Annotated in this window: 20 protein-coding genes; 1 reads left to right on the top strand and 19 read right to left on the bottom strand. The window is 59.0% G+C overall.

The features are described 5' to 3' along the window. Positions 1-147 precede the first annotated feature (147 nt). The 12 genes from L6R21_20965 to L6R21_20910 form a co-directional block, all read right to left on the bottom strand. Positions 148-1,341 (bottom strand): hypothetical protein, encoded by a 1,194-nt coding sequence (locus L6R21_20965; GenBank protein ID MCK6561678.1) that lies wholly within the window; start codon positions 1,339-1,341, stop codon positions 148-150. Between the two features lie 12 nt (positions 1,342-1,353). Beyond that, on the bottom strand, positions 1,354-1,782 hold the full coding sequence (locus tag L6R21_20960) for a phage tail protein (GenBank protein MCK6561677.1): 429 nt from the start codon (positions 1,780-1,782) through the stop codon (positions 1,354-1,356). 14 nt (positions 1,783-1,796) lie between these two features. Next, entirely contained in the window at positions 1,797-1,976 is a 180-nt protein-coding gene (locus L6R21_20955) for a hypothetical protein (GenBank protein MCK6561676.1), read from the bottom strand. After that, positions 1,973-2,341, bottom strand: coding sequence for a phage tail assembly protein (locus tag L6R21_20950; GenBank protein ID MCK6561675.1), 369 nt, complete (start codon positions 2,339-2,341; stop codon positions 1,973-1,975). The genes L6R21_20955 and L6R21_20950 overlap by 4 nt, the downstream gene beginning before the upstream one ends. Positions 2,342-2,587: 246 nt before the next feature. Then, positions 2,588-3,016 carry a phage tail protein gene (locus tag L6R21_20945; protein ID MCK6561674.1) on the bottom strand — a complete coding sequence of 143 codons (429 nt, stop codon included), beginning with the start codon at positions 3,014-3,016 and terminating at the stop codon, positions 2,588-2,590. Positions 3,017-3,123: 107 nt separating this feature from the next. Next, positions 3,124-4,698, bottom strand: a complete 1,575-nt coding sequence (locus L6R21_20940) for a phage tail sheath family protein (protein ID MCK6561673.1) — start codon at positions 4,696-4,698, stop codon at positions 3,124-3,126. Between the two features lie 42 nt (positions 4,699-4,740). Then, positions 4,741-5,580 (bottom strand): hypothetical protein, encoded by an 840-nt coding sequence (locus tag L6R21_20935; GenBank protein MCK6561672.1) that lies wholly within the window; start codon positions 5,578-5,580, stop codon positions 4,741-4,743. A gap of 84 nt (positions 5,581-5,664) precedes the next feature. Further along, complete coding sequence (locus tag L6R21_20930; protein MCK6561671.1) at positions 5,665-6,330, bottom strand: hypothetical protein; 666 nt, start codon at positions 6,328-6,330, stop codon at positions 5,665-5,667. Then, a complete protein-coding gene (locus L6R21_20925; protein MCK6561670.1) occupies positions 6,331-6,936 on the bottom strand; it encodes a DUF4255 domain-containing protein in 606 nt (201 codons plus the stop codon). It abuts the gene before it with no gap. 1 nt (position 6,937) lies between these two features. Next, positions 6,938-9,199: an ATP-binding protein gene (locus L6R21_20920; GenBank protein MCK6561669.1), complete on the bottom strand. Its 2,262-nt coding sequence runs from the start codon at positions 9,197-9,199 to the stop codon at positions 6,938-6,940. Between the two features lie 269 nt (positions 9,200-9,468). Continuing rightward, the gene (locus L6R21_20915) at positions 9,469-9,744 is read right to left on the bottom strand and encodes a hypothetical protein (protein ID MCK6561668.1); all 276 of its coding nucleotides are present in this window, start codon (positions 9,742-9,744) and stop codon (positions 9,469-9,471) included. A gap of 248 nt (positions 9,745-9,992) precedes the next feature. Next, on the bottom strand, positions 9,993-11,357 hold the full coding sequence (locus L6R21_20910; protein ID MCK6561667.1) for a sigma-54 dependent transcriptional regulator: 1,365 nt from the start codon (positions 11,355-11,357) through the stop codon (positions 9,993-9,995). Positions 11,358-11,686: 329 nt separating this feature from the next. Between L6R21_20910 and L6R21_20905 the strand changes: the two genes are divergently transcribed. After that, entirely contained in the window at positions 11,687-12,547 is an 861-nt protein-coding gene (locus L6R21_20905) for an RNA methyltransferase (GenBank protein ID MCK6561666.1), read from the top strand. 34 nt (positions 12,548-12,581) lie between these two features. Here L6R21_20905 and metH read toward each other — a convergent pair whose 3' ends face one another. The 7 genes from metH to L6R21_20870 form a co-directional block, all read right to left on the bottom strand. Further along, positions 12,582-16,052, bottom strand: coding sequence for a methionine synthase (metH, locus tag L6R21_20900; GenBank protein MCK6561665.1), 3,471 nt, complete (start codon positions 16,050-16,052; stop codon positions 12,582-12,584). Between the two features lie 31 nt (positions 16,053-16,083). Then, complete coding sequence (locus L6R21_20895) at positions 16,084-16,263, bottom strand: hypothetical protein (protein MCK6561664.1); 180 nt, start codon at positions 16,261-16,263, stop codon at positions 16,084-16,086. Positions 16,264-16,381: 118 nt separating this feature from the next. Continuing rightward, positions 16,382-16,708, bottom strand: a complete 327-nt coding sequence (locus tag L6R21_20890) for a hypothetical protein (GenBank protein MCK6561663.1) — start codon at positions 16,706-16,708, stop codon at positions 16,382-16,384. A 35-nt stretch (positions 16,709-16,743) separates the two neighbouring features. Beyond that, a complete protein-coding gene (locus L6R21_20885; protein ID MCK6561662.1) occupies positions 16,744-17,223 on the bottom strand; it encodes a heme-binding domain-containing protein in 480 nt (159 codons plus the stop codon). A 363-nt stretch (positions 17,224-17,586) separates the two neighbouring features. Beyond that, positions 17,587-18,744 carry an ArgE/DapE family deacylase gene (locus L6R21_20880; GenBank protein ID MCK6561661.1) on the bottom strand — a complete coding sequence of 386 codons (1,158 nt, stop codon included), beginning with the start codon at positions 18,742-18,744 and terminating at the stop codon, positions 17,587-17,589. Positions 18,745-18,842: 98 nt separating this feature from the next. Beyond that, positions 18,843-20,585 (bottom strand): hypothetical protein, encoded by a 1,743-nt coding sequence (locus L6R21_20875; protein ID MCK6561660.1) that lies wholly within the window; start codon positions 20,583-20,585, stop codon positions 18,843-18,845. A 36-nt stretch (positions 20,586-20,621) separates the two neighbouring features. Further along, on the bottom strand, positions 20,622-20,939 hold the full coding sequence (locus L6R21_20870) for a YbjQ family protein (protein MCK6561659.1): 318 nt from the start codon (positions 20,937-20,939) through the stop codon (positions 20,622-20,624). Between the last annotated feature and the right edge of the window lie 2 nt (positions 20,940-20,941).

Raw genomic sequence — 20,941 nt, 5'->3', positions numbered from 1 at the left:
GCACGACTGGTCTGTTACCTTGATTCGTGGAAATAGTCTCTCGCGATGCGATTCAGACGAATCTTGTGAAATACTTGGCATGTGCCCGAATCTTCACAGGATCCTTACAGGATGACAGCGATGGTACCAACTGAACACAGTCGTCCCTCACAGGCCTCGGCGAATGCGTTCATTGCGCATCTTGCGCTCCAATTCCGCATAGACCCGGTCAGTAAGTTGACTGAGATCAGGCTCTGCGAGGCCAACCGGCTGGGCTGGAGTCGCGGCACTGCCGGCGGCTTTCACCGCGGTGATCACCTCAGGCAGAGCGGCGCTAATCTGGCGTTGACCGTCTCCATTGCGCTGCGGCCGATACAGCGTCATGTCAGGCGCAAAGGCGTGCGGGTGGCTTTGCTCCCAAGTGCGTTCCGGACGGCGCAGCCGCATTTCGGATCCTGTCCGACCAGTAGAAGCGGCGGCCTTGGTCGGCGCTGCCATTACGGTCGACTCCGTAAGGTAATGCGAAAGCATGCGCTCGAGTCGTGATTGGCCGTGGTCACGGCGTTGCGCCGTCAGAACAATACTTCTGTGGGAATGAGCAGCGTGAAATTCAATCCTCCTCAGTCCCGCCGTGAGAGATGATCTCATCGAGTGAACCTGCGGCATTCGCCCTTCCCGCAGGCTGCGCACCGAGGCATGCTTCGCCTCCAATCTCGAATTCTGCCCGATTGACGCCGTGATTTCCCGCACACGTGAAGTTCGCCCTGCCGTGATTCCTGGCATATCCAACACGCGCTCGGCTTCTCTCACGTGGTGGGTTCGCACACTTGCCTCGAATCTGCTTACGGGCCTCGGCGAGGGCACAGGTTCTCGAATCCGTTCCGTGGCAAGCCGCAGCTCACTTCTGAATTCACCAATCCGCTCCGTGGCAAGCCGCAGCTCGCTTCTGAGATGAAGTGAAACTAGCGGCTCCCGGATCAGCTTCTGCCGAAGCTCTTTCGAGGTTTTATGCCAGTTGGACAAAGACCTTTCACCCGGCCTCGATACTAGTAGGGTTGCCGCGAATTGGCTGAAATGGGTGTGTTGTTGCCGCCGCTCAACAAACTGGGGCGACCAGCGTAATTCTGCCGCCAATTGCGCCAGCAAAAGGCGTGCGCAGCGCATCTCAAAAGAAAGATTCACTTGCAAAGGCAGGCGCCGTTGCTTGCGCAAGACCAGCCCGGGTCCGGCGCCCCACCGCGTTTTACAGCCATGACGCCGCAATAAGCGCTGCACAAAGCCACGCTGCCCCGCGCCGATCTCCCGGCGCGTCGGCCTCGGCTTGCTGGCGAGATGGAGTTGTGCCGTTGTTCCGGGTGTCATCGTTGCAGAATCCTATCCCTTGCGAATGCCGCGATGAACGAATTCCACACTTTCGACCGCGATGTTGTTGCCGGCGGCATTGAGGTCGGCGTTCGACCACTTCACCGGAAAAGCCTCGCTGAACACCCAGCGCCATTTGTCATTGCCCTGCTGATCGCGTAACACCACGGTGATGTCCCGGCGGTCGATCTTGCCGCGCACCACCTCCTGGTGCCAGCGCCAGAGTTGCTCGGCGTCGGTAATGCCCCGCTTCAGCGTGAGGTTGCCGTATTTCGTGGTCTTGACGAATTTGTGCAGGAAGAGATTGACTCCGCCTTCGCGATAGTCTTCAACTTCGGTTTCCGCCTGCAGCCCGGTGGCCTCGGAGAAGCCGCCGGCTTCGATGCCTTCGATCAGCACCACGAACCGGAAAACGGCATAAGGGTCAGACGGGCGCGCCATGAGCCGGCTCCCAACTACGTTTCGAACACATTCTGCGGTTCATTGTTCAGCTCGCGGTTGATCTTCGAGATCCGCTCGCACCAGCGCCGCCTCTCGTGGTGCTCGAGGCTCATGATTTCCTCATGAGACCAATGAAAGTGGTAGGCGACAAAGGCCATCTCCTCGTAGAGGCGGTCGAGGGGATAGCCGGTTATGCTTCCCCCAGGCCGGTCATCTCCACCTCGAACCTGTGCTCGCATTTCGGGCAGCAGGCGGTGATGCCGGTTTTGCCGTCGCCATTCACCTTCTCATAAAGTGCCTGCAGGTAAGAGAGATCGGCAGCATAGAGCTTCTCGATCAGGCCGGGATTGAGATCGGTAATGCTGCCGAGTTTGGTGATCACACGCGCGAGCACAATCACCGTCAAATAGGCGGGATTGGACTGCACGCGCGGATCGCGCATCGGCAGAATCTCGTCACCGGCGGTGGCCAGCCGCATCACGCCCTCTTTGTGCAGTGTGCCATGCTCATCGAGATAGCCCTTGGGCAGCGTGAATTTGATCTCGGTTTGAAAAGCCATGATGTCATCATCCTCCAACAAGAGTTGGCGCCCGCGCCGGCAGCAGTGCGGCGCCTGGTGCTTTGTTACCTTGATTTGTAAGAGTGAAACCGAACGTCATTCAGAAGGAGTCTTGTGGAGTACTTGGCGCCGCGCTCAAATCTGCACAAGATCCTTGCAGGATGACAATGATGGTGGATACATTTTTCAAGGTAACCGTGTACTAGCCTGCCCTTGACAAAGCAGCCCGGTGTCATTGCCGGCGCATCAACTCACGCGAATGACGCCTTCATTGCAGATTTCCAGCGTCTCGATCGCCACCTCGTTGCCTTTGGCATTCAACGTGGTGGGCGTGTACTTGGTCGGCCAGCCCTCCACGATGTTCCAGCGGGCCTTGTCGCTCCCGTCTTCGCCCTGCACCACGATGGCGAGATTCTTTCTCTGAATGTCGCCGTTCACGATCTGGCGGTGCCAGTCATGCAAGGCCATGGAATCGGTCACGCCCCACTTCAACGTCACGTTGCCGAACTTGGTGAGGCCGGGGAGCTTGCGCACGTGGGTCGGATCGGCGCCTTCGCGATAGTCGATGGGATCGACGGTGATGTCGAAGCCGCTGGCCTCGCTGAAACCGGCTTGATCGATGCCGTCAATCTCGAGGCGAAAACGAAAATTGCGATAGGGATCATTTCTTGCCATGGGATCGAATCTCCTGAATCATGTACAGCAGTTGAGAACCAGCACAGTTGCGGGAGCACCGTGCTCCAGCGCAGGGGTTGCGGTGGAGGCCAGGCTCGCATTGTCTCTCAGACCTCGGCGACTTCGGAGCCGCCGGCGAATTGCGTGATGCGGAAGATGACGAATTCCGCGGGCTTCACCGGTGCCACGCCGATGATGCAAATCAACCGGCCATTGTCGATGTCGTCCTGGGTCATGGTGGTGCGGTCACATTTCACGAAAAAGGCTTCTTCGGGGGTCAGTCCCATTAGCGCGCCGTCCCGCCACACCGTGGTGAGGAACTGGGTGATGGTCTGCCGCACGCGCGCCCACAGCCGCTCGTTGTTGGGCTCGAACACGACCCACTGCGTGCCTTCGTCGATGGATTCCTCCAAAAACAGGAACAGACGGCGCACGTTGATGTACTTCCACAGCGTGTTGGTCGAACACGTGCGGGCACCCCAGACGCGCAGCCCTCTCCCCGGAAACACGCGCAGGCAATTCACGCCGCGCGGGTTCAGCAGATCCTGCTCGCCTTTGGTGATCTGGAATTGCAGGGCCGTCGCGCCTTGCACGACGTAGTTGGCCGGCGCCTTGTGCACGCCGCGTTCGACATCGGTTTTGGCGTAGATACCGGCCACATGCCCGGAAGGCGGGATGAGATAGTCCTGATTCGTTCTGGGATCGAAGATTTTGATCCAGGGGAAATAAAATGCCGCATAGGTGGTATCCTGCGGCGGCCGCAGATTGTTGATGTTGTTCAAAGTGTCGGTTGCATCGTTGGAATGCAGCACGGCAAAACGGTCAGCCATTTGCGTGCAATGTGTGACAATGGCGCCGGTCAAGGCGGGCACGCGATGATGATCCGGGATGACGACGATTGAGATCTCGTCGATTTCCCGGAATCCCAACAGGCCGGTTCGATTGATAGTGCCATCCGGCAGCGCTGGCAGGGTTCGACCCTGGTAGTCAGCCAAATCGAGTGCCGACCCTTCCGCGCCGGCTACGCCGCCCAGATCGGGAAACAGAGAGAGAGTCAATTGCGACGGGTTGTTGTCCGCCTGACGCGTCAAGCGAATCAGATTGGATTGCGGATTCACTCGGGTCTCATAGTAATCCGGAGAGGTCCGGTCAGCGGAGAGATTATCATACACCTCCAGCAGGGTCGGCTCCCGGCGATTGGGGTTGATGGCGTTCAAAGGATCGGTGGGGTCCACCAATGGTGTCGGTGGAGGTTGATCCCAATACATCACGGTCAATTTGATTTTGCCCCAAGGTTCGGGCTGGGTTTCGTCCTGCAGGCTGCCGGGTCCGACTTTGATGGCAATGCGATTGCCCCAATCCCCGGGACCAATCGCCTCGATCAGGATCGTGTCATGTACGGCATTGGCGGCCACAGCGTCATCAGCGGCAATGCGGCCGACAAAACAGCGCTGGCCGCCGTTGGTGAAGAAGCCGTCGACGCCATAGGCCAGATAGGAGTCGGAAAGGTAGCTCCCATAGATACGCTTGAATTGCTCGAAGCCGTTGATGAACCGCGGCATCAAAGGTCCGCGCAGCGTTTTGCCCAGAAGGCCCGCAGTACTGGTGCTGACGCCTTCGATCGGCTTGGCGCCGATCTCGAACTCTTCGACGTATACACCTGGGGATAAGTATTCTGGCATGATGAATTCTCCTCTCGTTCATCTTTTCGTTGGAAAGGCTGTTTAGAATGCAATCTTCGCAAGATCCGCGAGAATGTTGGCGCGCTTGCCGGCGGAAAGCTGCTCGCATTCCTTTTTCTTGTTGTCGTATTTTTCCGCGGCTTCCTTCTGCTGTTTCTCTTTGAAGCGCATCACCCGCAGCGCCGTGTCCATCGCCTGCCACTTGGCGACCAACTCCTGCTCGAGCTTTTCCCGGCTCGTTTCGACCGGCACCTTGCTGTTGTTCTTGATGGCGATGTACTCCTGCAGCAAGTAATACATCACCGCGTATTTCCCCCCTTCCTCCTCTTTTTCAATTTGCTTTTGCAGATCCGCCAGTTTTTTCAGATCATCTTCAATGCGCTTCTGATGCAGCTTGGTGTTCTCGAAGGCCTGGGTGGCGGCCGCGAGATTCTCTTGTGCCTCTGCCAGCGCTTGGTCGGCTTCATCCCTGGCTTTCTTGGCTGTTTCGAGCTCCTTTTGGCATTCTACTTCGGCGTTATTCCATTTCGTGACGATGCCGTCAATCTCGCCCTCTTTCCCTTTCACCGCCTCTTTCAGCATCGGCTCCTGGATGCGCGCGTAGCTGTCGCGCGCACTCCAATCATCGGACAGCTTCGGCTGTGCCTTCTCGTAGGCGTCGAGAATCTTCTCCAGGTCTTTGATGAGCTTGTCGATCGTGGTGAAGTCATCCTTCCAGGTTTTGTTGAGCTGATTCAGCCGCTGCAAATCTTTGTCGAGCTTGGTCAGATTGCGCTCCAACTCACTGCGTTTTTCCTCGGGCGTTTGTGCTTGTGCGGCAGCGCTGCCGCCGTTCTCCGGCACGGTTTGCCCTTGCACTGGTGCCCCGCTCAGGGTTGACATCTTTACCTCCTTGATTGCCTCAATACGGGTTGACTGTTTCCGTGAGCGTTTGCGCCGCCCCGGGATTTTGACTTGTCAGTATGATCATGGAAATTTGATTCGCTGCAAATTGACCGTCGTGCCTTCCTTCATGTCGGTGATCGGAATCGGTTTTTGCTGGCCGCCTTTGGCAATGGTGAGCGTAATCTCTTTGACAAAAGGCTCATCGTCTTCCAGTTCCACTTCTCTCAGAAACAGGGCAAATTCGCCGTTTTGATCAGTAACCGTGGCCGGAGGCTGATTGGGATCGAGAAACTCCGCCGCCGCCGTCACCATTGCGCCGATAATCGGAACCAGCGGCACGGCCTGCGGGTTAACGACAACCATGCCTCTGATCAAATTGGCATGCGCCGGAAAGGGATACGCGGGCGTGGTTTTGAGAATGAATTCTTCAACCGGATGCAGGTGATTCGGCCGCGGCACGATGATCTGCCGGGTCTGCGCAACAAACCAGTTGCCCGCCGCAGGATCCGGCCGCACCGCCACAGTATAGGTTTGCGGCAGCAGATTGTTGAAGCAGAAATAGCCGCTGCGATTGCGCACCGCCACGCGTCTGTTTCTGCCCTCTTCGATCACCACTTCGATCCCGGTGGCCGGCATTTCCAGCGTGAATTCATCGAACACCGCCACGGCAAGCGAAAGCGTGGTGGTGAGACGATCGCCGGCATAGGCGATGAAGCGGTTGGTGACATACGGCCGTTGGAGCGCCATTCAGCGATTCTCCTGTGCCGGAACCATGTGATCATGGTCCGCTTGTTTCGCTACCACACGTTGTGCGCTGTCGCTTCTTTCCGAATCGAGCGGCGCGGGGGTGACGAGATAACTCACCGAGGTGCGATAATCCCGGTTCGGAAAGACACTCCAAATGCGGGTGAGATCTTCAACCGTGATCGGGTTGAGCGTGAGGCGCAGCTCCAGGCCGCTGCCGGCCAAATCGCCCTGCAAAATGGTACCCGCGAGATTGCCGTGATCATAGAAGACCCGCATGGCGCGGCCCAAAATGCGATGGGCCTGCAGCATGCGCTCGGTCAGGTCTGGAATGCCCTCCGCCGGATAGGTGGTGAGCAGATAATACAGATCCAGCGACAGCGGCGGATAAACCAACCTGGTTGCATTCACCTGCCGGGGGTTGTCGTTCTTCAAATAAGGATTCTCGACCACGGAATAGAGGAACAGGGACAAGCGAATGTCCTGGCCGGCCGCCTCCGCGGGCGACACCAGCGCGATTTGTTCGGGCGCGGCCACGTAATCGAGCATGTTCTGCCGCAGCAGGGCAATCAGAGTCGAGCCCACGGCGGCAATGGCGGAATCGCTCATCTCAATCCAGTACCTTTCCTTCGCGATAGAAATCGGATTCCACGTACAGCTTGCCCATCTTCTGGAACTCCCGCTTGGTGGCGCGCACCACGTGCTGCATGCGCACCGCTCCGCCCTCGGCGGCCGCCAAGTAAGCGGCTTTCAGGCCGATGTTTTTGATGTTGCCGCCGGTAATCTTCAGTTTTTTAGCGAGCAGCTTGAAATCAATCTCTTCACTCAGCGGCGTGCTGGACGGAAAGATGGCCGACCAAATTCGGTGGCGATACTTCTCGTCTGGGAACGGCAAGTCCACCACGAACTGCAGCCGCCGCACAAAGGCATCGTCCATATTCTTCTTCAAATTGGTGGCCAGGATGACGAGGCCTTCATACTCTTCCATCTTCTGCAACAAATACGCGATCTCGATGTTGGCGTAGCGGTCGTGGGCATCCTTCACCTCCGAACGCTTGCCCAGCAGAGCATCCGCTTCATCGAAAAACAGAATCGCATTGCTGTGTTCGGCTTCGGTGAAGACGCGGTTGAGATTCTTCTCGGTTTCGCCGATGTACTTGCTCACGACGGCGGAGAGGTCGATCTTGTACAAGTCGAGTCCGAGTTCGTTGGCGATCACCTCGGCGGCCATGGTCTTGCCGGTGCCGCTGGGGCCGGCGAACAACGCATTGATGCCGCGTCCCAGCGACAGTTTGCCGGCAAAGCCCCAATCGTGCAAAACCACATGCCGGAACTTCACTTGATCGGCAATCTCGCGCAGTTGCTGCATTTGATCTTCCGGCAGCACGAGATCCTGCCAGGCATATTTCGGTTCGATCTTGCGCGCCAATGCCGAGAGTTTGGGCTGCGATTGTATCCGGCTGCTGCGGAACAAATCACGCAACGTGATGGGCGTGCCTGCGGGATTCGCCAACCGGCCGGCCTGCGTGGCGAGCTGCACCGCGCCGGCAATCTGACCGCCGTTCAGATCGAAGCGCGTGGTCAATTCCTCCAGCGGTTGCAAATCACCGGCTTCGACAAAGCCATTGAGATGCAAGCGCCAGAGCGCCTGTTGCTCCGCGGAATCCGGCGCCGGGATTGCAACCGGCACAACCTCGGGCAAACTGGGCCACGAGGCCGGCAGCGGATTTTCGCTGGACAGTAACAGCGTCCATCCCAACTCGGCAATCTCCTGAAAGAATTTCTCGCGCAACCAGGGCATCTCCTCCGCGGCCAGCTCGAGCCTTTCAAGATGCGCGATGAAAACGGCACACGGCTGCAGCAGGCCTTCGCGCAGAAATAGGCGGAGTTTTTCTTGAAACGTATCCGGGTGGGCAAGCCAGGGCCTGACATCCGCCGCCAGTAGTGGCAGGTGATTTTCGCCGCACAGCGCGCGCGCGATTGTCTGCTTGCCGAGGCCGCGGCGGCCGTGCAGATAGAGAATCCGCCTCGTGGCAGAATCCTGGCCGGTGGCGCTGAACAGACGCTGCAGTTGCCGTCGCAACGCGCTGTTGATGACGACTTTCTCCCAACTCAATGGCGCCAGAAACCGGGCCTCGCCGGCCAAGCGCTCGTCGAGGACGGCATTGCCGAGCGCATGCTGCACGATACGCAACGAAGCCCGCAGCGAGTGCTGCGCCGCCGAGCCGCCGTGGTCGGCGTCGCCATTCTCCACCAAACCAAAATGCCGCAATGGCGCGCTGGGATGGAAGTATCTCAAACACGCCAACCGCTCGGCCATTTCCGTGCAGAGCAGGCCGAGAATCAAATCAATGCTGGCGGATTTTTTGGTGAGATCGTTTTGCAGGTAGGCGTAGATTTTTTCGTAGCGTGCATCAAGCTGCGGGGCCAGGCAAATCAGCAGGCTGTGCTGCTCAAACGCGTCGAGACGAAAGCAGTTGGCGAGATGAACCAGCGGCAGGAAATTCTGTTGCGCGGCGCCGGCGCGAACGCGAGCAGCGATTGTCGTGCGCAGGCGTTGCGCCTGACGGCCCAGCTCCGCTATGCTCTGCTGATTTGCGGTGCCGCGGTTGCCCTCCTTTTCGAAGACACCGTCGGCAAACAGGGCGTCAATCTCTTCATCCGCGGTGAACCAGCCGCGGAAATCCTTCACATGGTCGTAGAAATTCGCCGCGCGCAGACGCAGCAAATGCGCCAGCAGCAGCCGGTTGAGCCAGCGCAGCTCGTCGAGCAAGTGCGCATGGGCATTCTCGTATGGCTCTGCCCCCGGCGGTTTCAAAGATGATGGCGGTGCCGGCTGCTCAGTACTGGAATTTTTATGAAAGGGATTCATGATGCTGGTTCAGGCATGCGCCCAACAGCTCTTGTCTCGGAGTTGGATTTGATTCCCACTTGCACGACGTAGACGCAGCCTCACCACTCGCAACATTTGCGCCAACGGGAACAACGCTGCGGCAACGCGGTAACTGCTTTAATTTGCAACCCGCGTTCTGCGCCGCTGCGCGGCGATGGCGCCAGCTTGAGGTGCGCACGCCTCAGTTTCCCAGACACTGAATGCAGTTGGAGATCAGGGCCGGCGCTTCGGCGTCGCCCAAGTCAGGGCTATCGCGTTTTGTCGTGCTGCTGCAAGGCTTGTTCGAGCAAATCGAGATCGTGCGGCACGCTGCGATCCGCAGCCAACTGGTAGAGATGGCGGCGCTTCACCATAACGCCCTCGCGCAGCAGGACCTTCAGCGCCTCTTCCACCGCATTCCTTTCCGCTCCCACCCACCACTGGGCAATGCCGGTGACACTGTCCTTTGCCTGAGGATGGTCACGGAGATAGTGCAGAATGGCAATGGCGATTCGGCGCGTATCGTTTTTGGAGGGTTTCTTCAAGTTGCGTAAGGGTTGACCACTGGAACTTGCTGATCGAGCACTGTCAGCATGCTGCGTGGCCGGCCGGCAACATCCAGGCCAAGCAGCCGGCCAGCGGGAAAACAGCGGTTTTGGCGGGATTCTTGACGACAAAGTGGAAATGAAATGGCCGGCGAGAGAGCGGGAGTGAGGTGCAATCGCCTCAGCGTAGAAACAATACTAAGGCAAAACAGCAACCTAACCAACCTGAAGACTGAGGCGTGAAAGCCTCAGTCGGAATCCGAATCCTGGCTGCGCGGAATGGTAATACCATATTTCTTGAGCAACTGCGCCAGACTCTTGCGGTGAATGCCGGCGAGGCGGGCAGCGGCGCTGAGATTGCCCTTGGTCAGCTTCAGCAGGTTTTGCAGATAGGTGGAATCACATTGCGTCATCGCTTCATTCCTGACCTCCATGAGCGGTCGCACGGCTGCGGCGTCTGCAACGACAGAGGTTTCCGTGATTTCCTTGCCGGGCGGTTGTTCGACGAGCAGGGACATGATCCTGTTCTCCAACTCCCGCACGTTGCCCGGCCAATCATGTTTCGCCCATTGCTGCAGCAATTCTGCGGGGAGGTTCGGAGCACGCTCTGCCGCGGGCGGCAGATGCTTTTTGAGAAAATGAAATGCCAGCGCGGCAATATCGGCCCTGCGTTCACGCAGCGGCGGCACGAGAATCTTCACTCCTTCCAGGCGATAATACAAATCCTGCCGGAATTCCCGCAGCCGGACCGCCTCTGCCAGGTCACGATTGGTGGCGGCGACGACGTGCACATCCACCGCGACGTATTTCGACTGGCCCAATGGCCGGTACTGATGCTCCTGCAAGAACCGGAGAAATTTGACTTGCACACTCAGCGGCAGCGCTTCGATTTCATCCAGAAAGAGCGTGCCGCCGGCGGCCTCCTGAATCAAGCCAATGGCCGGCGCATTGGCGCTGGTGTAAGCGCCGCGGCCGTGGCCGAACAATTCGTTCTCGATGAGATGCTCCTGCAACGCGCCGCAATCAACCGTCACGAACGGCTGGCTGGCGCGACGGCCGAGATAGTGAATCGCGCGGGCGATCAGCTCCTTGCCGGTGCCGGTTTCACCGGTGATCAAAATCGTGGCCTCGGAATCGCCCAACTGCGGCAGCCGGCAAAGAATCTCCCGCATGGCCCCGCTCTTGGCGACGATCTGGCTGTGGCGCATTTCCCGGTACAATCTCTCCTGGAGCCCTTGCAGATGATCGAGCGCGGCGACCCGCTGCACGAGCCAGTCGTGGATGGCGGACATCTGGTGTTCATCTCGTGCAAGAGGGATGATTTCATCGATGCCGAGTTCACCCCGGCCGGCCAGAATCACCGCTGTTTCGCGCGGAGCAAGCAAAATCACGGTGGCTTCGGGATTGTCGCGGTTGAATTCCTGGAGGAACCGTTGGTGAGGGGCGACGGCCTGCCATTCGGCGATGAGTAGGTTAAAATGGTGGAGTTGAACGGGTGGGCAGTCTACAACGTTGTCGAAACTGGAAACCTGACAGCCGGTGCTCGCCTGCAGCGCGCGGCGCAATGATCGGTTGAGCTGGCTATCCTGTGCAATCATACCGATTTGGCACATCTCTCTTTCTCCCCTGGTTGAGATATGTTCGGTGGGACAACGGCACAAAGAACGCAAAAGTCGGTATGTCGGCTCGTCGGAGCGGTGTGGGGAAGACAATCAGAGAGCGGAGGAACGCGCCAGCAGTACTGAACTTTTGTGCTCGTACTCGAATATGGCTCAAGACCACAAGTACAAGGACGTCAGCACGTGAAAATTTTTCTCAGAATAGTGAAATAATTTGCAAAAGTATAGCAACTTTTTGTTCGCCTGCGGAAGCCAGCACCTTTCTACGCTAGAAGTGGCGCCCCAATAATCCGTTGTTGCTTTTCAGGGCAAGTTCCCGCAAATTGCCGGTCAGGACAGCGAGGCATCAGACGACAGGTGGACGTACAAACGCCGAATTCTTACCGAGAGCGACCCAACCGCACATGGAAATTCTTGAAGGCAAACAGTGTGTTTTGCCAGCTCTTTTGGCGCGGCAACGCCGGTTCCAACTGCTGTTGGTGAAACAGGGAACACCGCTGCCCCGCATTCGGGAAGTAATTGCAGCGGCCGAATCGCAATCTGTTCCGATCAAGTATGTGGCGGCCGCCGAGCTGGAATCGTTTACCAAAGGCAGGTCCCACGGCGGACTGGCAGTCCTTTGTACACCGAAACCAGTGATGCCGGTGTCCGAGCTGCTCGAGCGCAGCCGGCACTTCACTGAGCCGGCTTTTTTGGTTTTGATTGAAGGAACCGAGGATGCCCAGAATCTGGGGTACACGCTGCGCACAGCGGAAGCCCTGGGAGCGCACGCAGTATTTCTCAAAAAGCACGTGTGGAATTTCGACGGTGTGGCGGTCGCGCGCGCCAGCTCCGGTGCTTTCGAACGCCTACCCCTCGTTCAGATCGAAAATATCGAGAAAGAGTTGACGCCCTTGCGGCGGCTGGGAGTGAAGTTCTGGGGAAGTCTTGCCACCGCCAAACGGGCGATGTATGAGGTGGACCTGACCGGCCCAATCATGCTGGCGATTGGCGGCGAGCGGCGCGGATTGTCGCGCGGGCTGCGCGATTTCTGCGATGGCTTTGTCCGCATCCCCACCGTGGGAGGCGCCACCTCCCTCGCACTCAGCCATGCCGCGAGTATCGTGATGGCAGAAGTGCGAAGGCAGCGACATCTTGCGCCAGCGGCAACTCCCTCCCCGCAGGAAACTGCTCCTGCAGCATAGATACACGTGCTGCTGAAGAGACGGCACAGCCGCGTCAAACGTTGAAATACCTCGCTGCCGGATGATGCACGATGATCGCCGAAGTCGATTGTTCCGGCACGAGCTGAAACTCCTCGGTCAATGAAATGCCGATGCGGCCCGGATCCAGCAGACGGAACAGCCGGGCTTGATCTTCAAGATTGGGACAGGCGGGATAGCCGAAAGAGAAGCGTGCGCCGCGATAGGATTGCCGGAAGAGATCGCGGATTTCGCCGGCATCTTCCGCTGCCAGGCCCAACTCCGCGCGCATCTGCTTGTGCCAATATTCTGCCAGCGCCTCGGCGCTTTCCACGCTCAGGCCGTGGAAATAGAGATAGTCGGAATACTTGTCGCCTTCAAACAGCCGGCGTGAGATTTCCGACGCAGCCTGGCCAACCGTGACGATCATCATGCCGATCACATCGCGCTTGCCGCTGTCCGCTGGCGCGAAAAAATCCGCCAGGCAGTGGCGATTGCCCTGCGTCTGGCGCGGAAAAGTGAAGCGCTCGATTTCCCGCTCACCCTTGTCATCGTAGATGATGACGTCATTTCCCCGACTGTTGCAGAGAAAATAGCCGTAGATCACCTCGGGCACCAGCATGCGCCCGGCGAGGCAGCGCTGCTGCAAGTCTGCGAGCAGCGGCTCGAATTTCTCCTGCACCAGCCGTTCGTATTCCGGCACCGCCATTTTGCCGCGGCGCACCTGCCATTGACCGCGAAAGAGCGCAATCTTGTTGAGATATTGAAACACGGTGGTGAGTGGGATGTCGCGCACGACTCTGGTTCCCAAAAAGGGCGCGGCTGGAATGGCCACCGGCTGCCAGCCCGGCGTGACGACCTCCGCCTCCGGTACGGCATGGGCTTGCGGATTTTCTTCCCCGTTGCGGCGCCCCGGCCCGCGCTTGCGGCGCGCCGGCGACGATGAAGATGCCGGCGCCTCGCCCTCGCAGATCTCACGCATGAAGTGCAAGCCGGCGAAGGCATCCTTGCCGTATGCCAGCGCCCCGCGATAGATTGCTGCCAAATCCTCTTCCACGTAGGCGCGCGTCAGCGCCGCACCGCCCAGAATCACCGGAACGGTGATCCCGCGCTCGTTCAACACTTCGAGATTTTCCTTCATGATCAGCGTTGACTTCACCAGCAAGCCGCTCATGCCGATGACGTCCGCGCCGTGCTGCTCAGCGGCATGAATCATCTTTTCCACCGGCACTTTGATGCCGAGGTTGATCACCTGATAACCGTTGTTGGTGAGAATGATGTCGACGAGATTCTTACCGATGTCATGCACGTCGCCCTTGACCGTGGCCAGTACCATCGTGCCCTTGGCCATTCCTTCGAGGCGTTCCATGTGGGGCTCGAGGTATTTCACCGCGGCTTTCATGGTTTCGGCGGATTGCAACACAAAGGGCAGTTGCATTTGGCCGGAGCCGAACAGCTCGCCGACCACGCGCATACCTTCCAATAGAATATTGTTGATAATGTCGAGCGGCGTATGTTTTTGCAGCGCCTCGGCGAGATCGGCGTCCAGGCCGAGCTTGTCGCCGTCGATGATCCGGCGTTGCAGGCGTTCTTCCACCTCCGCCGGCAGCGGCGCCGCTTCCTGCTTGTGCGCGCTGCGCTCGGCATAGTAGGCGATGATCTCCTGCAACGGATCGGAGAGGCAGGCACCGGCTCCGTCGAAGCGGCGGTCGTCAAAGATCAAGCGGCGGTGCAATTCGCGTTCTGCTTCGCCGATTTTGTGCAGCGGCAGAATTTTGGAGGAATGCACGATCGCCATGTCGAGGCCGGCCTGCACGGCATAGTAGAGAAACACGGAATTCAGCACGTGACGTGCATGAGCGGACAAGCCGAAGGAAACATTGCTCACGCCCAAAATCGTGCGCACGCCGGGCATCTCCGCTTTGATACGGCGAATCGCTTCGAGGGTGGCGATACCGCTCTTGCGAAACTCTTGGTCGCCGCTGCCGAGGGTGAACGTCAAGCAATCGAAAATCAAATCCTGCGGCCGCATGCCGTATTTTGCGCAGGCGAGATCATGAATGCGGCGGGCAATGGCGACTTTTTGCTCCACCGTCTTCGCCATGCCCTGTTCATCGATGGTCAGCGCGATGACCGCCGCGCCGTAGCGCCGGCACAAGGGCAAGACATGCTCCAGGCGCGCCTCCCCGTCTTCCAGGTTGATGGAGTTCACGATCGCGCGGCCGGCCACGCGCTGCAGCGCGGCGTCGATCACCTGCCATTCGGTGGAATCGATCACCAAGGGCGCGGAAACCTGCGTGTTCAGCCGTTCGATGAGCGGAATCATGTCCCGCACCTCGTCGCGGCCGACGTAGGCCACGCACACGTCGAGCATGTGTGAGCCTTCGCGCACCTGCTCTTTCGCCATCGCCACCATCGCCTCCCAGTCTTCCTGCTGCAACAGCTCGCGGAATTTCTTCGAGCCGTTGGCATTGAGACGCTCGCCGATTAAAATCGGCGGGGGATCGAGATGCAGCGGCGTGCTGCTGTACAGACTGGCGGCCGAGGGAATGAAATCAATCACGCGCGCTTTGGGGGCAAACCCGCCAACGCCTGCGGCGAGGCGGCGGATGTGCGCCGGCTCGGTGCCGCAACAGCCGCCCACGATCTGCACCCCCAAATCTTTCACAAAGTGGGTGAGATAATGTTCGAGTTCTTCGGGAGAGAGTTTGTAATGCGCCTGGCCACCGACGTTTTCCGGCAGACCGGCATTGGGCATGCAAAAAACCGGAACAGGGCTGTTGCCGGTGAGATAGCGAATGTTCTCCGACATTTCCTGCGGACCGGTGGCGCAGTTCATGCCGATGGCAGTCAACGGAAACGGCTCCAGTGCCGCCAGCGCCGCGGAAATGTCGCTGCCCAGCAGCATCGTGCCCATGGTTTCGACGGTGACGCTGGCGATGACCGGCAGGCGCACTCTCTTTTCGGCAAGGTAAGCGAAGATGGCAGCGAGCGCGGCCTTGGTTTGCAGCAAGTCCTGGCAGGTCTCAACGCACAGCACATCGACGCCGCCTGCCACCAAACCGGCGGTTTGCTCGAAGTAGGCGTCGTACATTTCGTTGTAGGAGATGTGACCGAGGCTGGGGAGCTTGGTGGTTGGGCCGATCGAGCCGGCCACGAAGCGCGGATGCTCAGGCGTGGAGAATTCGCGGGCCACGGAGCGGGCAATTTCAGCCGCGCGGCGGTTGTGGGCATGCGCTTGCCGGCCGAGGTCATACTCTGCCAGCACGATCGCCGTTGCGCCGAAGGTGTTGGTTTCAATGACATCACAGCCGGCTGCGAGAAAGCTGGTATGCAGTTTCTCCACGGCTTCCGGCCGGGTAAACACCAGATGTTCGTTGCAGCCGTTGTAAACCTCACCGCCGAAGTCCTCCGGCGTCAGATTCATCAACTGCAAATTCGAGCCGGTTGCCCCATCGAAGACAATGATCTTTTCCCGCAGTCGCTGTTCAAAGAGAGTCCTGGTCATGTCGCCGCCCTGGTTGGTTCCTGGAAAAAAATTATCGGCGAATATAGAAAAGGCCGGTGGGAAATGAAAGGGGTTTGTAGAAGAGAATCGCCAGCGCGCAAGCGAACAAGAACCAGAGAATCGAGGGCAGGTGTTTGACGATTTCGAGCGCCAGGTTGTCATAGAAAACGGTGGCGGTGCTGTCCATGCCCGGCTCCCATTCAGTCTTCACGGCATTGTTTGATGGGCATACGATGGTGTGTTAGCATTTTTGATTCACCATGACGCGGAGGTTTCACAACCAAAAACAAAACCTTCCGGGGTGGATATCTTCTTCGTGCCACAGTGCCTCACTGGACCCAGGCCAGCAGCAGCAGCGTGGTCACCAAGCTGACAATGGCGCCGAACAAGAGAAAGATCGCCATCAAGGCATTTGCCAATCCGGCATAACCATCTTTGGCCGTGCGCGCGAGCTGGACGAACACCAGACCGGCCGCCAGCAGCACCACGGGCACGAGATAGTTGAGCAGCCAACGGCCATGAAAATGCCGGCCAATGAAAATGACATACAGCAGCGTGAGGAGGACGGCAGCGGCAGCCACGGCGGAAAAGATGCCGGCCAGGCGCGCATTGGAGCCTTTGGCGTGATGGCGCAGCGCCGCTCGAAAGACGTTCATTTCTTGCCTCACAACTGGCAAAGACAATCACCGCCTTACGGCTCGGCAGATGATTCTTCCACCAGACTTTGATGTGCACTTTTGGTCCAGGCGCACAGCGCTGTAACTTCATCCGGAGTCAGCTTCGCATCAGGATGCAGCAGCAGATAGGATTGCAGCGGCATTTCTCCGCTGGTAACGACGTCGCAGATTTCTTCGAGTTTGTGACGCGCCTGCTGCGGCGAGTATTTCGCCCAATCCGAGAGATTCAGTTTGCGCCGGCCTTCATTGACATGATCCACCACCAACCAGGAAACCGGCGCAACATTGCTGTACCACGGCCAGGTGGTTTGGTGAGAATGGCAATCACCGCAGGCGCGCTCGAGGAGGTTGTGCACTTCGGCCGGCACTGCCATCATCGCCGCCAGCGTGCGATGCTCTTCCACTGCCGGAGAGGTTTTGGCCGGCCGCACGAATTGCGCTCCCAGAAGAAACGCCAGCAGCAGCAGCCCGATGATTCTGAGAGTCTTTGACATGGCTTGCCCTCAATTTGCCCACAGTGACGAACGAAGCAGCCGGCGTCTGTCCGACTCGGAGAGAGGATGAGCGTCACGACGCAGCAAGCAGGCCGGCAATCCGCAATTGTGCTTTCGGCGCCGCCGGCTCGGGAAGTTGATGAAGCTGAGCTTGTGCTTGAAGATTGATCCAGCGTGCAACAACAACCAGGGGAACTCCGCGGTTTCATTTCAAACTGGTGCACAGCATAAAGCATTTGCGCTGTAAAAGCAAGGAGATTCTCTCAGCCCCGGCAATCAAGAGCGCGGTGCGCACCAGCAGGCGCCGCGCTGGTCTGGCAGCGCAGAGCAGGCGACGGCAGGTCGAGTTGAAGGCAGCGGCATTCAACGGCAATAGGCGAGCGCGGCGTGCGCCAGGATTTGCGCCAGGTCAATCAGCGACTGCAGGTCCACCCATTCCACTTCGGCATGGGCACCCGCGCCCATCGGGCCGATCACCACCGTCTCAATGCCGGCGGCTGCCAGCAGCGCCGAGTCCATCCAAAAGGGCACGCCGATCTTTTCGGGCGGCTGGCCCAACGCGCGTGTGGCAACCTCCGCGAGAATCACCGCCAGTTCCGCCTGCGGCGACACTTCAAAAGGATCGCGGGAGAGAACAGTCCCCAGACGCGCGCGAAACTCGTCATGCTGCTGCGATACGCGAGCGCTGACCGCCGCGATTTCCGCGATGACTTGCGCCGTGGATTCGCCCGGTGTGGTGCGGCGCTCGATCTGCAGCCGGCAGTTGGCGGCATAGGTACTCCAGCCGGTGCCCCCTTGAAGCTGCGCGGCGTGCAACGAAGGCGGCCCCGTGAGCGGATGACCCGGCCGACGGCGCAACTCGGCCTCAAGTTTTTCCAGTTCGGCGAGAAATCTTCCCATGTGCATGTTCGCGTCAATGCCCTCTTGAAAGCGGCTGCCGTGCGCGGCGCGTCCGAATGTTTCCACCTCCAGCCAAACGAAACCCTTGTGGGCAAGGCAAAGCTGCAGCTCCGTCGGTTCGGTCACGATGGCGCCGTCGGCACGGCAATGCTGCAATACTTCGGCGGTGCCCTGGCTGGCATACTCTTCGTCGGCGACAGCCGTGAGAATCAAATCGCCGGCAAGCTTGGCGCCGGCCTCCACCAGCGCTTGCATGGCAGCCAGGCATGCGGCCACACTGCCTTTCATGTCATAGGCACCGCGACCATACACGCGACCATCGCGAAGCTCCGCGGAGAAGGGCGCAGCCATGCCCGCCACACCGACGGTGTCGAGATGGGCATTCAGCATCAGCGCTTTTCCGGCGCCGGTGCCGGCGAGGCGGGCCACCACACTCGGGCGGAGCGGCTGTGCCGCCAAGATTTCAGTCTGCAGACCCAGAGCGCGGCACGCCTGCCCGACATACTGCGCGCTCTCCGCTTCGCCGGCGCCGCCCGGCACCAATGCCGGATTGATCGAGTCGATGCGGATGAGATCCTGCAAAGTCCGGAGCAGATAGTTGCGGTCAATGGAGGGAATCATTTTGCAGTCCCACCGTGGCAGGTTCAAAATCAAAGGCGCCTCTCACCTGCCGAGTTGGCGGCGAGAAGGCGCCTGCGCGTTGGAAATTTTCGAATGGATCAATCCGAGACGCGGTACACGGTAATGCCGTAATGCGCCGGATCATGTGGGGGTGCAGCATTCCAAGCGCCAAAGGAGTGGGAATCATCGGTGGCGAAGCACAGATCATATTCGCCGGCTTTTAAGAGGATGGTATCATTGAAAAGCCGGTTCTTCTCGTCACCGCCGGCGTGGGCGGTCATGCGGTAGGTCATCTCCCAAATCGTGCGGCGGCTGGCGGCGTCCTCGATCCAGCCGTAGTCGAACATCTCACCGTCGCGGCCCTCGCCCACGGCATAAACGCGCACCGTAGTCGCTTTGGTCAAATTGAAGCGGGTACACCGCTTTTCACCCTGGCGCACGCGTACGAGCTGGGCCAATACGCCGGCTTCCTTATCTTCGACATATTCCGCCACCATTTTGGGATTGAAATCTTCATCGACGGCGCTCAAAGTAAGGCCCCAATGCTCGGGGTCAAACGGCGGGGAAGTGTTCCAATCGCGATAGGAGTGCGTGCCGTCAGTCACGAAGTAGGCGACATAGCTGCCCGGTTCGAAGCGCACGATCTTGTCAAACATGCGGTTCTTGCTGCCGCCGCCGGCGTGATCTGTTTCGCGAAAATCCATCTGCCAGACTTTGCGGCCGGTCTTGGCCTCGGTGATCCAGCCGTAGTCAAACATCTCGCCGTCGCGGCCTTCGCCCAGGGCATAGATGCGCAGCGAAAGCGGTTTCTTCAACGTGAAGCCTTTGGAGAGATAATCGTCATCGCCGGCGCGCGTGAGCCTGACCACCACGTTGGCGTCCTCCGGTTCTTTGTATTCAAAAGCCCGGGCATAGGCTTTCATTTGCGGATCAACCGGTCGAATCATGATTCCCCAAGAGCTGGGGTCATAAGGCGGGGCCGCGTTCCAACAGCGGCTGGAGTGGGAGTCATCCGTGACGAAGTAGACGAGATAGGATCCGGCCGGCAGTGAGAGCGTGGTGTTGACCATGCGGTTTTTCTTGTCGCCGCCGCCATGCTCGGAATCACGATAGGTGAATTGCCAGACTTTCTGATGGCTTTTCTGGTCGATGATCCAGCCGTAATCAAAGCTGTCTTCGTAGCGCAGTTCTCCCAGGGCGTAGATCTGAAGCGCCATCGGCCGTTCCAGAGTGAAGCCGCGACGCTCATAGACACCATCAGACAGGCCGCTCATGGCGATAATGGCCTCGGACTGAAGCCGGCGGCGCCATGCTGCGATGGTTTCTTCCGTGGCCGTCTGGCCGTTGCCCTTGATGACCACCATGGCCTGCTCGTACACTTCCTCGTTGTATTCGTCATTGCGGCGGTCCCATTCGAAGATCTTATCGAACACATGACTGATGGCATCACCCAAATCCTGCACTTCATCGGAACTGAAAGCGGTGACGTAGAAGGAGGAGAAGTAGACTTCATACTCCCCGGCCGGCAGGTTGACGCTGTCTTGCAGCTCGACCAGCCGGCGATTGCGGCGCTTTTCTTCGGCTTGGCGTACCTGCCAGACGACCTTGCGGGTCTGCGCGTCCAAAATCCAGGCCGTGGTGGCGAGCAAATGCCGGCCGCGGCCACTGTCGAGCGCGCCGACGGCTTCGATGCGCACCGTCTGATTCTGGTTGAGCACAAAGCCGGCGGACTTGATTTCGTGGAGCCGCACCTTGCGGATTTCAGCCAGCGTCACTTCCTGCGCCTGGCCGGCGGCACTGGTCAGGACGGCGCATACAAAAACCAGCAGCATTCTTCTCATCGTGGCCTCCATGAGGGCGGCGGCTCGCCGGCAACACTATTCCGGGCGAACGACAACCGCGGTTCCATAGCAGAGAACTTCGGTGACGCCCTGCATGATTTCATTGGCGTCATAGCGAATCCCAACGACGGCGTTGGCGCCGATCTCCGCGGCGTGGCGGAGCATCATCTCGAAGGCCTCGGCGCGCGTTTTTTCGCAAAGCTCGGTGAACAGGGAAATGTTGCCGCCCACCAGGGTTTGCAGCGAAGCGCCGATGGTGCCGAAAATGGAACGCGAGCGCACCGTGATGCCTCGCACGACGCCCAGATTCCTGGCCACCCGATAGCCGTCCAGGTTGAAGGCAGTGGTTGTCATCG

The organism is bacterium (assembly GCA_023150945.1).
In the GTDB taxonomy this organism is placed as follows: Bacteria; Zhuqueibacterota; Zhuqueibacteria; order Zhuqueibacterales; family Zhuqueibacteraceae; genus Coneutiohabitans.
This window is presented reverse-complemented; position numbering and strand designations above follow the sequence as displayed.